This window comes from Enterococcus sp. DIV1279b (assembly GCF_050531515.1).
Classification (GTDB): Bacteria; Bacillota; Bacilli; order Lactobacillales; family Enterococcaceae; genus Enterococcus_D; species Enterococcus_D casseliflavus.
In genome coordinates this window covers 2,728,473-2,740,744 of the sequence record NZ_CP172891.1, presented here as the reverse complement: position 1 = coordinate 2,740,744, position 12,272 = coordinate 2,728,473, and the positions used below count along the sequence as shown (strand labels likewise).

Annotated in this window: 13 protein-coding genes and 1 tRNA gene; 8 read left to right on the top strand and 6 right to left on the bottom strand. The window is 42.4% G+C overall.

Annotated elements, in window-relative coordinates; translation table 11 throughout:
- Positions 1-47 precede the first annotated feature (47 nt).
- Both IGI71_RS13020 and gloA read right to left on the bottom strand, forming a co-directional pair.
- Positions 48-761, bottom strand: coding sequence for a gamma-glutamyl-gamma-aminobutyrate hydrolase family protein (locus tag IGI71_RS13020; RefSeq protein WP_015510190.1), 714 nt, complete (start codon positions 759-761; stop codon positions 48-50).
- A gap of 87 nt (positions 762-848) precedes the next feature.
- Positions 849-1,223 carry a lactoylglutathione lyase gene (gloA, locus tag IGI71_RS13015; RefSeq protein WP_201688537.1) on the bottom strand — a complete coding sequence of 125 codons (375 nt, stop codon included), beginning with the start codon at positions 1,221-1,223 and terminating at the stop codon, positions 849-851.
- Positions 1,224-1,370: 147 nt separating this feature from the next.
- Between gloA and IGI71_RS13010 the strand changes: the two genes are divergently transcribed.
- Complete coding sequence (locus IGI71_RS13010; RefSeq protein ID WP_005228661.1) at positions 1,371-1,814, top strand: NUDIX hydrolase; 444 nt, start codon at positions 1,371-1,373, stop codon at positions 1,812-1,814.
- Positions 1,815-1,858: 44 nt separating this feature from the next.
- Here the strand turns inward: IGI71_RS13010 and yidA are convergent, their stop codons facing one another.
- From yidA to IGI71_RS12995, 3 genes are read right to left on the bottom strand one after another with little or no spacing between them, the layout of a single operon-like run.
- The gene (yidA, locus tag IGI71_RS13005) at positions 1,859-2,677 is read right to left on the bottom strand and encodes a sugar-phosphatase (protein WP_005228663.1); all 819 of its coding nucleotides are present in this window, start codon (positions 2,675-2,677) and stop codon (positions 1,859-1,861) included.
- A 9-nt stretch (positions 2,678-2,686) separates the two neighbouring features.
- Positions 2,687-4,057 carry an HD domain-containing protein gene (locus IGI71_RS13000; RefSeq protein ID WP_010749809.1) on the bottom strand — a complete coding sequence of 457 codons (1,371 nt, stop codon included), beginning with the start codon at positions 4,055-4,057 and terminating at the stop codon, positions 2,687-2,689.
- Positions 4,041-4,862: a lipoate--protein ligase family protein gene (locus IGI71_RS12995; protein WP_074535534.1), complete on the bottom strand. Its 822-nt coding sequence runs from the start codon at positions 4,860-4,862 to the stop codon at positions 4,041-4,043. Before IGI71_RS12995 ends, IGI71_RS13000 begins: the two co-directional genes overlap by 17 nt.
- A gap of 223 nt (positions 4,863-5,085) precedes the next feature.
- On the opposite strand from IGI71_RS12995, the gene IGI71_RS12990 reads away from it, so the two are divergent.
- Both IGI71_RS12990 and rpoE read left to right on the top strand, forming a co-directional pair.
- Positions 5,086-5,523 (top strand): DUF1934 domain-containing protein, encoded by a 438-nt coding sequence (locus IGI71_RS12990; RefSeq protein ID WP_005228669.1) that lies wholly within the window; start codon positions 5,086-5,088, stop codon positions 5,521-5,523.
- A gap of 84 nt (positions 5,524-5,607) precedes the next feature.
- On the top strand, positions 5,608-6,216 hold the full coding sequence (gene rpoE / locus IGI71_RS12985) for a DNA-directed RNA polymerase subunit delta (RefSeq protein ID WP_005234347.1): 609 nt from the start codon (positions 5,608-5,610) through the stop codon (positions 6,214-6,216).
- A gap of 165 nt (positions 6,217-6,381) precedes the next feature.
- Here the strand turns inward: rpoE and IGI71_RS12980 are convergent.
- A tRNA-Arg gene (locus tag IGI71_RS12980) sits at positions 6,382-6,453 on the bottom strand.
- A 51-nt stretch (positions 6,454-6,504) separates the two neighbouring features.
- On the opposite strand from IGI71_RS12980, the gene rpoN reads away from it, so the two are divergent.
- The 5 genes from rpoN (at position 6,505) to tpiA (ending at position 12,255) form a co-directional block, all read left to right on the top strand.
- Positions 6,505-7,824 (top strand): RNA polymerase factor sigma-54, encoded by a 1,320-nt coding sequence (rpoN, locus tag IGI71_RS12975; RefSeq protein WP_231434766.1) that lies wholly within the window; start codon positions 6,505-6,507, stop codon positions 7,822-7,824.
- A 242-nt stretch (positions 7,825-8,066) separates the two neighbouring features.
- The gene (locus IGI71_RS12970; protein WP_005228675.1) at positions 8,067-9,104 is read left to right on the top strand and encodes a sugar-binding transcriptional regulator; all 1,038 of its coding nucleotides are present in this window, start codon (positions 8,067-8,069) and stop codon (positions 9,102-9,104) included.
- A gap of 40 nt (positions 9,105-9,144) precedes the next feature.
- Positions 9,145-10,146 carry a type I glyceraldehyde-3-phosphate dehydrogenase gene (gap, locus tag IGI71_RS12965; protein ID WP_008380858.1) on the top strand — a complete coding sequence of 334 codons (1,002 nt, stop codon included), beginning with the start codon at positions 9,145-9,147 and terminating at the stop codon, positions 10,144-10,146.
- A gap of 99 nt (positions 10,147-10,245) precedes the next feature.
- The gene (locus IGI71_RS12960; protein WP_005234355.1) at positions 10,246-11,436 is read left to right on the top strand and encodes a phosphoglycerate kinase; all 1,191 of its coding nucleotides are present in this window, start codon (positions 10,246-10,248) and stop codon (positions 11,434-11,436) included.
- A gap of 63 nt (positions 11,437-11,499) precedes the next feature.
- Positions 11,500-12,255, top strand: a complete 756-nt coding sequence (gene tpiA / locus IGI71_RS12955; protein ID WP_010749804.1) for a triose-phosphate isomerase — start codon at positions 11,500-11,502, stop codon at positions 12,253-12,255.
- Positions 12,256-12,272 lie beyond the last annotated feature (17 nt).

Genomic DNA, 12,272 nt, shown 5'->3' with positions numbered 1-12,272 from the left:
TCGGGCGTTTTTTATTCGCTAAAATCTAGAAAACAAGGGGCAAGACTTTAGAATTCCTGCACAAAAAAGTTGAAGATCGATTGCTCAGAAGGCAGCTTGTGAGCGGCTAGCTCAGGATGCCACTGAATGCCTAAGATCGGTGCGCCATAGGCAGTGGATTCAATGGCTTCAACGACACCATCAGGAGCGGTGGCAATCACGTTGAAATCATCCGCAACTGTTTTGACCGCTTGGTGATGAAAAGAATTGACGTGATAGGTTGTGCCTAAAAGAGCAGCCAAACGACTGTCTGCCTTGATTTTTACCCGATGTGTAGGGAATTGAAAGAACGTCGGCAATTGCACGTGTTTGATCGTTGGGTGATCGATCAAAGAGAGATCTTGGTACAAACTCCCACCAAATGCGACATTGAGTAACTGCATGCCGCGGCAGATTCCAAAGATCGGTTTGTTTTGAGCCACTGCTTCTTTGATCAATGCCAATTCAAAGACATCACGATCAGGATGAATGCCTTGAATCAAGGGATGAGGATCTTCGCCATAGTGAACAGGGGAGACATCGTGACCACCGGCTAATAATAGTTTATCGATTTTGCTGATGTAAGTTGCAGCATCTTCCACGACACCCATTGGTAATAATAGGGGAATGCCTTGGGCTTGTTGGATATGGGTCACAAAATTTTTGGGTGTATATGACAACCAATGTTCTGCTTCTTCAATCATTGGTCGTTCATTAGCAGCGATGCCGATAATGGGTTTCATTTGATCAAACCTTTCTACTAGTAAATGAATCGAAATGAATCGAAAAAGAAAAAAGGACACGGGGTCCTTTTTTCGATCACCTTCGCTTTATTTTTCGCGAATAACTTCGATTTTGTAGCCATCAGGATCTTTCACAAAATAGTAAGAAGGAGAAGTTCCTGGGAGTCCTTTCAGGTCAGTGACATCAAATCCAGCCGCTTGGTGCTTCTCATGAAGCGCTTCTAGATCATCGGTACTGATGGCGATATGGCCATAGCCGTCGCCTAACTCATAGCCAGGATGGTCATAGTTATACGTCAACTCTAGCTCGTAATCATCACCAGGCAAAGTTAAGTAAACCAAAGTAAATTTATGTTCAGGAAAATCACGACGGCGAGATTCTTCAAAACCAAAGGCAGTTTGATAAAAATATAGAGAAGCCGTTAAGTCTTTGACGCGGACACATGTGTGAGCCATTTTCATGGGTAAATCATCCTTTCGATCTTGATAGTTGTATGATAACATATTTTCTCTTTTTGTAACGAATAAAAGACAACCGAGCGTTATTTCCAGCTTGTCCAGACTATTGGCATAGGGTAAAATGGAAAGAAAGTGTTGGTGGAGGGAATCATGCCAGAAAAGGAAATTGTGTTCGGGGAAAAAGAAGCGGGGAAACCATACAAATCAAGATATGGGGCGTATGTCGTTCTTCCAAACGAAAAAAATGAAGTGATCTTGGTGCAAGCACCCAACGGCGCATACTTTTTGCCCGGTGGTGAAATTGAGCCAAATGAGAGCAAAGAAGAAGCGATCCAACGAGAATTGATTGAAGAACTTGGATTTGAAGGGGAGATTGCTGAGTATCTAGGGGAGGCAGTTGAATACTTCTATTCGCGCCATCGCGATACATTTTACCATCACCCGGGCTATTTCTATTTAATGACACAGTGGAAAAAAGTTTGCGAACCGACAGAAGAAACCAATCAATTGTCTTGGCACACGCCAGAAGAAGCGATCCAACGATTGAAACGCGGCAGCCATAAATGGGCAGTTGAACAGTGGTTGGCAAAATAAAAAAGTCAGGTTTCCGATAAAAAGGAAACCTGACTTTTTTGCACTTAGTTATTTGTTAAAACATACTTGTTGATTACTTCTGCTACACCGTCTTCTTCATTTGAAGCGGTTAGGACATCTGCGGCATTTTTCACGTTTTCAGTAGCATTGGCCATCGCCACACCGATACCAGCATATTCCACCATGGTTAAATCATTTTCATTATCGCCGATCGCCATGACTTCTTCTTGTTTGATGCCTAAGTGCTCCGCCAATTTTTTGACAGCAGCTCCTTTATGGGCTTGTTTATTTAGGACTTCCAAGAAGTATGGAGCACTTTTAACCACATTGTAGTTGTCGGTCAAACTGCTCGGCAATTGTGGGATGATCTGATCCAGTATTGCGGGATCATCGATCATCATCATTTTGATGATATTCAAGTCAGCAGTCATTTCTTCTGGTGTCCGATATTTCAATGGCATGTTGACTAAGAAGGCTTCATAAATCGTGTAAGGACTGATATCGCGGTTAGCGGTATACATGGTATCCTCAGTTTCTACATGAAGGTGAACCCCTAATTTTCTCGCAGTCATCTCAACAAAGAGATAGTCATCTTGGGACAAGCCGAATTCAGAGATGATCTCTTGATTTTTGGTTTTTTGAACCAAAGAGCCATTGTAGGTAATCACGAAATCATTGTCCGTAAATAAGTCTAGTTCCTTCAATAAATCTTGGACACCAGTTAAGGGGCGTCCCGTACACAAAACGATGCGCACGCCTTGTGCTTCTGCGTCTTTTAATGCTTTGTAAACTGCTGGAGTGATCTTGCGGTCGTTGTTCAGCAGGGTACCATCGATATCGATGGCGATCAGTTTGATACTCATAAGTTCCTCCTAGTGGCTTGGTTTGATCAAAGCACCATTGCGAATGTGCTTGGCAAACTCTTGATACGTCTCTCCAAATAAATCATAGTGATTTTGGATGTTGGGGTCAATCATTTCTTTTGGAAAATAAAAGCGTTGGTCACCTTGGGTTTGTCCCGCTAAGGCTGCAACAAGTTGACTGGCTTGGGATAATTCTACAAGGGAACCATCTTTTTCCTGTAATTCGATCTGTGTCCGATGCTTACCAGAAGTTGGTCGATAAAAATCATAAGGCAGATCGAAGCTTGAATTGATGGCAGTATAGTAGCGGGGATTGAAGCCGACTTTTTCCACCAGTCCCTGCATTTCTTCAATCATCGGCAACTGTGTCTCATCGTCAAAGCGAGCGGATTTTAGCGGTTTACGATTTAAGAACCGCTTGGCTAAATCGCTGAGGATCGGATCATTCTCTTCCGTCCATTGGGTAAAGTAGGTATTCAACACGCCATCGTCGAGTTTCAAGTATTCATCTAAAGTGAATTCTTGTTTTAAAAATGGGAGAAGCAGTTGCGAATGGCTTTGAAACATTTCCTGATCCACTTGATAAAGTTCTGCAGCACGATCCAGCAAGTGGGCTAAGATCACTTCCATCCCTCGAGAACTCGCATGGAAATAAACTTGCACATACATTTGGTAACGACTGACGATGTAGTCCTCCACAGCGTGCATGCCATTCATAGAAAAAGCAATACCGCCTTCGTACGGACGAATCACTCGTAAAATTCTGGTCAGATCAAACGTGCCGTATTCAGTGCCGGTAAAATAAGCATCGCGCAGCAAGTAGTCCATCCGATCAGCATCGATTTGACTGGAAATCATTTGAACGACTTGGGGATTTGGATAGGTTTTAGTGATGACACTTGCCACTTTCTCAGGAAATCCAGCCTCCACTCGGTTCAATATCTGATGAACTTCCGTTTCAGGAGAAGTGATGATCGCCACTGTGATGGCTTCATGGTCTGTATGGAAAATATGCTCAAAGGTGTGGGAGTATGGACCATGGCCCACATCATGAAGCAATGCTGCACACAAGGTCACTAAACGCTCCTTATCATCCCAGCCGTTCGGTCCAACTTTTTCAATCGAATAATTGCGTTGGAAAATATCGCAAATGCGGCGGCTGATTTCATAAACCCCCAAGGAGTGAGAAAAGCGGCTGTGTTCTGCTCCGTGAAAGGTGAAAGAAGCAGTCCCTAGTTGTTTGATTCGTCGCAAACGCTGCACTTCTTTGGAATTGATCAAGTCTAAAATCACTTGGTGCTGCACATGGACATAGTTATGAACAGGGTCACGAAACACTTTTTCTATCGCTAAGGTTTGATATTTATATGGTAGGCTCATCGCTAAACTCCTTTATTGGGTGATTTCGCTTTTCCATGCCAGCTAAGCGTTGCTGCATTTGTTCGCTAAGGTCATTTTCTGAAAGCCATTGATCCAGTGACTCAAGCGGATATAGGGATTGGTCTGTGATCAAGAAAAGCAGGGCTTTTTGCAAGCGGTCAATCACCTCTTGTGTGGTAAACTTACGGCCGAGAGCCGCTTCTAAAGTGGTCATGCTCGCAGGATTGACGGCTGGATAGCCATCCGTACCAAAGCGCTCTTTTAAACCTGCTTGGTAAAAACGACGAACGAGAGAGCCGCGGGCTGGTTGGTCGCCATTGATACTCAGATACATCATGACAGCCACGCCGTCTTTGATCCGTCGTTGTGCTGTACCAGCAATTTTTTTCCCATCAATACTCAGGTCATAGGTGCCTGGGCAATACGAGTCAGCAATTTCATAAGCCAAAATTGTCCGCTCAGGAAAGGCTGTTTGCAACAATGTCGCCATCATTTCATAGGCTGCATCCGTAGTGGCAGCCAAATGTTTAGGGAAAATGAGGGAGACATTCAAAATACCGGCATCATTGATGACCCCAAGCCCGCCTGAGTTGCGGATGATCGAGGCATAGCCAGCTTCTTTCAAAACCTGCAGACCAGCTGTCAAAAAAGGCAACCTGGTATCTTTCATTCCTAAAATCATCGTATCGGACAACTGCCAAAAATGACAATAAACTTGTTCCTGTTTGCCAGCAGCTTCGGTGGCAACATCGGTGAAGGCAAATGGCTCATAAGGATTGTGGATACGTGGTAAGGTTTGATCCATTATATAGATAGTCAAATCGGTTAAACTCCTTTAAAAGTAACTGTTATCCTTATTATATACGATTCTTGGAAAATTACTTGGAGAAAAGAATGAAAACTTGCTTTTGTTTTCGCTTTTTTATTTTCAATGAAGAAATAGACCAAGGAGAATCAACTGAAATGATTGACAAACGAATGAAAAAAAGCAAGAATGAAACTGAAATCTTCAAAGGAGGCACACGTACATGCAAGAATTATCAAAAGGAATCCCAATCTCGATTCATTTAACAACCAATGTACGACAAGCAGGGGAAACAGAGAACTTTCTGTTTGATCTGCAAGGACAAGCAGTCAAGATCGGTGATACCTTATATATCCGTTACAAAGAGATCCAGCCAGACGGTACCGACGTTCCCGTCACGATGAAAATCATGCCAGACGGATTGATTCAATTGATTCGCTCAGGGGAAATGCGCATGCGCTTGAAATTTTCTTATAAGGAACGTTTAGAGACGAGCTACCAAACCCCGTATGGCTTGATGATGTTCCACACCTTCACCAATCATTTGCACGTTAGCTTGAAAGACCGTCCATATTCGGGAAAGATCGATATCGATTATGACTTGTTCATGGCTGCTGACAAAGTCGGCGAATACAAACTATCTTTAGAATTTACCGCTTGATCAAAGGGAAATTGAAAGAAAAAATTGCAATTTGAGACGTAATTTTGTATGATTAGGAGTAGACTGTGAAAGGACGTGTCCCGTTTGGAAATTAATGTATTTGAAGGTGTAAATAAAAACGAATTGTCGATGATTGAAGTTGCCCATGCGATTTTAGAGCAGCGCGGTGACGTGATGGATTTTTCTGATTTGGTCAACCAAATTCAAAACTATCTTGAAACTTCAGACAGCGAGATTCGTGATTCATTGGCGCAGTTTTATACAGACTTGAATATCGACGGTAGTTTTATTTCTTTAGGCGACAATCGTTGGGGCTTACGTTCATGGTACGCCATTGATTCGATCGATGAAGAAGTCAACCATGGCATCGAAGACGAGGATGAAGATACACCACGTCGTCGCAAACGTAAAAAAGTCAATGCCTTTATCAACGATGATGAAGACGCAATCGATTATAACGATGATGATCCTGAGGATACTGATTTGTCAGATGACGAAGAAGATGATCTCTTTGATGATGATGATGACGAGGATGAAGAAATCTCGGCATACAATTCAGACTTGCAAGAAATCGGCGCCGACAATAGCACCGATGATGAAGAAGAATTACCTGACAGCATTGAGGAAGATCTAACCATTATCGATGACGATGATGAAGATGATTTTGCGGATGAAGAGGAAGAAGAGGAGTAATCCTCTTCTTTTTTTCGCCTTTGGGCTGCAAGCAGCTTTTAATCGCTGAAGGACGATTTCGTCTTCTTACATAGATACAAATAAAAAAAGGAACCGCATCAGCGGTCCCTAAGTGCTTTTGAATTATTGATTTGAATCGAGTATACTTGTAACGAAAAGAAAAAACGCGCCTTGAGGGAATCGAACCCCCGTCTCAAGAACCGGAATCTTACGTGATATCCACTACACTAAAGGCGCGAAGCACAAATATTAGTTTAACCAATTTCAGTGAAAAAAACAAGAGGTAGAATGATGAAATTTCAACAGCAATTTTCACAACAACAAAAACAGACGCAAAAGCTTGCTATGACGCAGAAATTACAGCAATCAATCCAAGTGCTGCAATTTTCTGCAGACGAATTATTGTCCTTCATAGATAACCAAGCATTAGAAAATCCATTGATTGATCTGGGGGAATATGATTCGCCCATCACACCAAGCAAAAGCAATGGCTCATCAGAACAATTGATGGATTATTTAAGCCAGATCCCTGACCAGCATACGTCTTTATTCGAATACCTCATCGATCAAGTGCATTTAAACTACCGAGATACCTTCTTGCGGACGATCGTTTTATTTTTAGTCGAGTACATTGATTTAAACGGCTTTTTGACGATTGATCTGGAAGAAGCTGGAAAACTTGTTGGTGGGACCCCAATCCAAATGCTTGATGCCTTGACCTTGATCCAGCAGCTAGATCCAGCAGGCGTCGGTGCTCGTGATCTAAGAGAGTGTTTGATGCTACAAACGGAAAGAGATGATTATGCGCCGCCAATGGCCTATCTCATTTTAGAAGAATTCTTCACGGAAATGGCAGAGCGCAAGTGGGATAAAATCAGCAAAGCACTGCAGATTCCCTTAACTGAGATCCAAAAGGTCTTTGATTATGTTCAAACATTGACTCCCACACCAGGGGCGGCGTTCGGTTCAACGGATGGGCTTTACATCGTCCCTGACCTGCGAGTGACGGTTGAAAAAGGACAACCAATCGTGAAATCAAACAAGCGCGCCTTACCAGAAGTTCGCTTTCAGCAGCAGTACTTTGACCAATTGAAGCAAAGCGGTGATCCAGAGGTTTTAAGTTATTTAGACAATAAAGCCCAAGAGTTCGAGTGGCTAAAGAAGACCTTGCAACAACGAGGAGATACCATCTATCGTGTCGGCGTGCAGATCGTTGCGCGGCAAAAGGAGTTTTTCACTCAACCAGATCGCCCATTAAAGCCATTGGTTTTAAGAGAAGTTGCCGAAGAGTTAGGCATTCATGAATCAACGGTCAGCCGGGCAGTCAAGGGGAAATACTTGGAAACCTCCTTTGGGGTGTTTGAATTAAAACTATTTTTTGGACAGAAAGTTTCGACACAAGAAAGCGGTGATGACCTGACGACGGCATCGATCAAACAGCTGCTAAAAGCACTGATCGATGAAGAAAACAAAAACAAACCATTGTCAGACCAAAAGTTGACAGATGCTCTCAAAGCCCAGGGTATCGATATTTCCAGACGAACGGTGGCAAAGTATCGTGAAGCCATGAATATCCCTGGTTCTTCCAAGCGGAAACGATTCGAGTAAAGCAAAACGTACTATTAACGAGTAGGAAAGGCAGCAAAGCCTTTCCTTTTTTATCGATCCTTTCCTCTTTTTCAAATTATGACGATTTTATGAAAAGCAAGATTTTGTGACTGAAATAGTTGCGTATCAAGGCGATAAGTGCTACTATTATTGGTGTAGGAAACAGATTTAAATTTTTTTTGCAATCGATGGGTCATTTTAAGTCATTGTAGGACGAAAATTGTCCAACGGGAGGATATAAAATGCTCGATGAATTAAAATTGATTGAGGCAATCACCCCGGATATTCTCGCTGTACTCCAGGAACGTTACCGTATCTTAAGAAATATTTATTGGATGCAGCCCGTTGGCCGCCGGACACTTTCGGAAAGTTTATCAATGACGGAACGCGTGTTGAGGACGGAAACAGATATCCTTAAAAAGCTAAAACTGATCGACTCTTCAAAAAGCGGCATGCAATTGACCGCCTATGGAGAAGAAGTGTACACGAAGATCGGTGCACTGATGGATCAGCTGTTCGGAATGCACCAAATCGAAAAACGATTATCAGAGACCTTTGGCATCGAACGTTGTTTGATTGCGAGCGGCGATGGTGATCGACAACCGAAAGTGATTGCTGAATTTGGCCAGTTGCTGAATGAATCGTTGGATCTCTTATTGCCAGAAGGCAAAAACACCATCGCAGTGATGGGAGGGACGACAATGGCGAAAGTTGCCGAGGAATTGGGCAATTTGGAAACCGCCAAACGTCATAACTTGTTTGTTCCAGCCCGTGGCGGTATCGGAGAATCAGTCAACGTGCAAGCAAACTCAGTCAGCTCAGTAATGGCGATGCAGACAAACGGCGATTATCGCTCCTTGTTTGTACCAGAACAATTAAGCATGAACACCTACGAGTTTCTCTTGAAAGAACCCGCCATCGTTGATGTCTTAAACTTGATAAGTCAAGCGAATTGTGTTATTCATAGTATTGGACGGGCGTTGCATATGGCGGCTCGACGAAAAATGTCAGAACAAGAAATTCTGATGTTAAAACAAAAAAATGCAGTTGCAGAATCCTTTGGGTATTTCTTTAACGAAGCTGGCGAGGTCGTCTACAAAGTTCCTCGCATCGGACTTCAATTAAAAGATTTGCAAAAAGTCCCAATCATTTTTGCGGTCGCTGGCGGACAATCAAAAGCCAAAGCGGTCAATGCATACATGAAAAATGCACCAAAACAAACCTGGCTCATCACCGATGAAGCTTGCGCAAATGAGATTTTAAAAGGGGCAACCCTTTAAAATAAATATTTTTATGATTTTCATAAGGAGGAAATCTTAAATGACAGTTAAAGTAGGTATTAATGGATTTGGACGTATCGGACGCTTAGCATTTCGTCGTATCCAAGAAGTAGAAGGAATCGAAGTTGTGGCTATCAATGACTTAACAGATGCTAAAATGTTAGCTCACTTGTTAAAATATGATACAACACAAGGACGTTTCAACGGTACAGTTGAAGTTCACGAAGGTTCATTCAATGTGAACGGAAACGAAATCAAAGTTTTAGCTAACCGCAACCCTGAAGAATTGCCTTGGGGCGAACTAGGTGTTGAAATCGTGTTAGAATGTACTGGATTCTTCACTTCTAAAGCAGCTGCTGAAAAACATTTAACAGCTGGTGCAAAACGTGTAGTTATCTCAGCTCCTGGTGGAAACGATGTTCCAACAATCGTTTACAACACAAACCATGAAACTTTAACAGGTGAAGAAACAGTTATCTCTGGTGCTTCATGTACAACAAACTGTTTAGCTCCTATGGCGAAAACATTGAACGACAAATTTGGTGTGATTGAAGGATTAATGACTACAATCCACGCTTACACAGGTGACCAAATGACTCTAGACGGACCACACCCTAAAGGTGACTTCCGCCGTGCCCGTGCTGCTGCTGCAAACATCGTGCCTAACTCAACTGGTGCTGCTAAAGCGATCGGCTTAGTAATCCCAGAATTGAACGGCAAATTAGATGGTGCTGCTCAACGTGTTCCTGTTGCAACTGGTTCATTAACTGAATTAGTTACTGTTCTTGACAAAGAAGTAACTGTTGATGAAATCAATGCAGCAATGAAAGAAGCTTCAAACGAATCTTACGGTTACAACACAGACGAAATCGTTTCTTCTGATATCGTTGGTATGACTTACGGTTCATTATTTGATGCAACTCAAACAAAAGTTATGACTGTTGGCGACAAACAATTAGTTAAAACTGTTGCTTGGTACGACAATGAAATGTCATACACTGCACAATTAGTACGTACTTTAGAATACTTCGCTAACCTATAAGAGTTGCGAACGACTTTAATTTAAACCATCGCAAGAGAAAGCGGGGAAGCATCGCGCTTCTCCGCTTTTTTTAACAATTATGCTAGGAGGAATCTGTTCATGGCGAAAATGACAGTTCAAGATATCGATTTAAAAGATAAAAAAGTTCTTGTACGTGTGGACTTCAACGTTCCATTGAAAGATGGAGTGATCGGAGATGATACACGGATCAAAGCAGCATTACCAACAATCAATTACGTGATCGAAAACGGCGGAAAAGCAATTCTTTTCTCACACTTAGGTCGTGTGAAAGAAGAAGCAGATAAAGCTGGAAAATCTTTAGCGCCAGTTGCGAAACGTCTAGGCGAATTGTTAGGCAAAGAAGTAACTTTCGTGGATGAAACCCGTGGCGAAAAATTAGAAGCAGCGATCAACAACATGCAAGATGGCGATGTCGTTGTTTTTGAAAACACTCGTTTCGAAGACATCGATGGCAAAAAAGAAAGCAAAAACGATCCTGAACTAGGTAAATACTGGGCTTCTTTAGGCGATGTTTTTGTAAATGATGCCTTTGGTACCGCACACCGCGCACACGCTTCAAACGTAGGGATCGCTTCAACAGGTATCCCAACAGTTGCTGGTTTCTTAATGGAAAAAGAAATCAAATTCATCGGTGAAGCAGTCGAAGAACCAAAACGTCCAATGATCGCGATTCTTGGTGGAGCAAAAGTATCTGACAAAATCGGCGTAATCGAAAACTTGATTCCTAAAGCAGACAAAATCTTGATCGGCGGCGGAATGACGTATACGTTCTACAAAGCAAAAGGTATGGAAATCGGTAATTCTCTTGTGGAAGCAGACAAAGTAGAATTAGCAAAAGAATTGATCGAAAAAGCTGGCGATAAATTAGTATTACCAGTTGATTCAATCACTGCTGCTGAATTTTCAAATGATGTTCCAACAGAAGAACATACTGGTGATGTTCCTGAAGGACAAATGGGCTTAGATATTGGACCTGAAACCATCGCTTTGTTTGCTGAAACATTAAAAGGCGCAAAAACAGTCGTTTGGAACGGACCTATGGGTGTGTTTGAAATGTCTAACTTCGCAAACGGTACGATCGGTGTTTGTGAAGCAATTGCCAACCTTGAAGATGCAACAACGATCATCGGTGGCGGTGACTCTGCAGCTGCAGCAGAACAATTAGGTTTTGCTGACAAATTTACCCACATCTCAACGGGTGGCGGTGCCAGCCTTGAATTGCTAGAAGGAAAAACACTTCCTGGCCTAGCTGCGATCAACGATAAATAATCAATGACAAGCCGTGCAAAGGATCTCCTTTGCACGCTTGATAACGAAAAGGAGTGCCAGAACATGCGCAAACCAATTATTGCCGGAAACTGGAAAATGAACAAAACTGCGAAAGAAGCAAAAGAATTTGCTGAAGCAGTCAAAACAAAAATTCCTAGCAACGATACAGTTGACTCTGTGATCGGTTCGCCAGCTCTATTCTTAGAAACATTAGTGAATGCTGCTGAAGGAACAGAATTAAAAATTGCTGCTCAAAACAGCTACTGGGAAAATGAAGGTGCCTTTACTGGTGAAACTTCACCAGCAGCTTTAGCAGATCTAGGTGTTGACTATGTCATCATTGGTCATTCAGAACGTCGTGAATACTTCCATGAGACAGATGAAGACATCAACAAAAAAGCCAAAGCAATCTTTTCAAACGGCATGATTCCAATCCTATGCTGTGGTGAATCTTTAGAAACCTATGAAGCTGGCAAAACAGCGGAGTGGATCGAAGGACAAATTACTGCTGGCTTAGACGGTTTAACAGACGGTCAAGTAAGTAATCTTGTGATTGCGTACGAACCAATCTGGGCGATCGGTACTGGTAAATCAGCGGATGCAAACATCGCAGACGAAATTTGTGGCGTTGTCCGCAAAACCGTTGAAAAATTATACGGCAAAGAAGTTTCAGATAGCGTGCGTATCCAATACGGCGGTTCTGTAAAACCTGAAAACATTGCTGAATACATGGCAAAAGAAAATGTTGACGGAGCATTAGTTGGCGGCGCAAGCTTGCAAGCTGATTCATTCCTAGCATTATTAGATGCTGTAAAATAATTTCATTTTCATGAAAA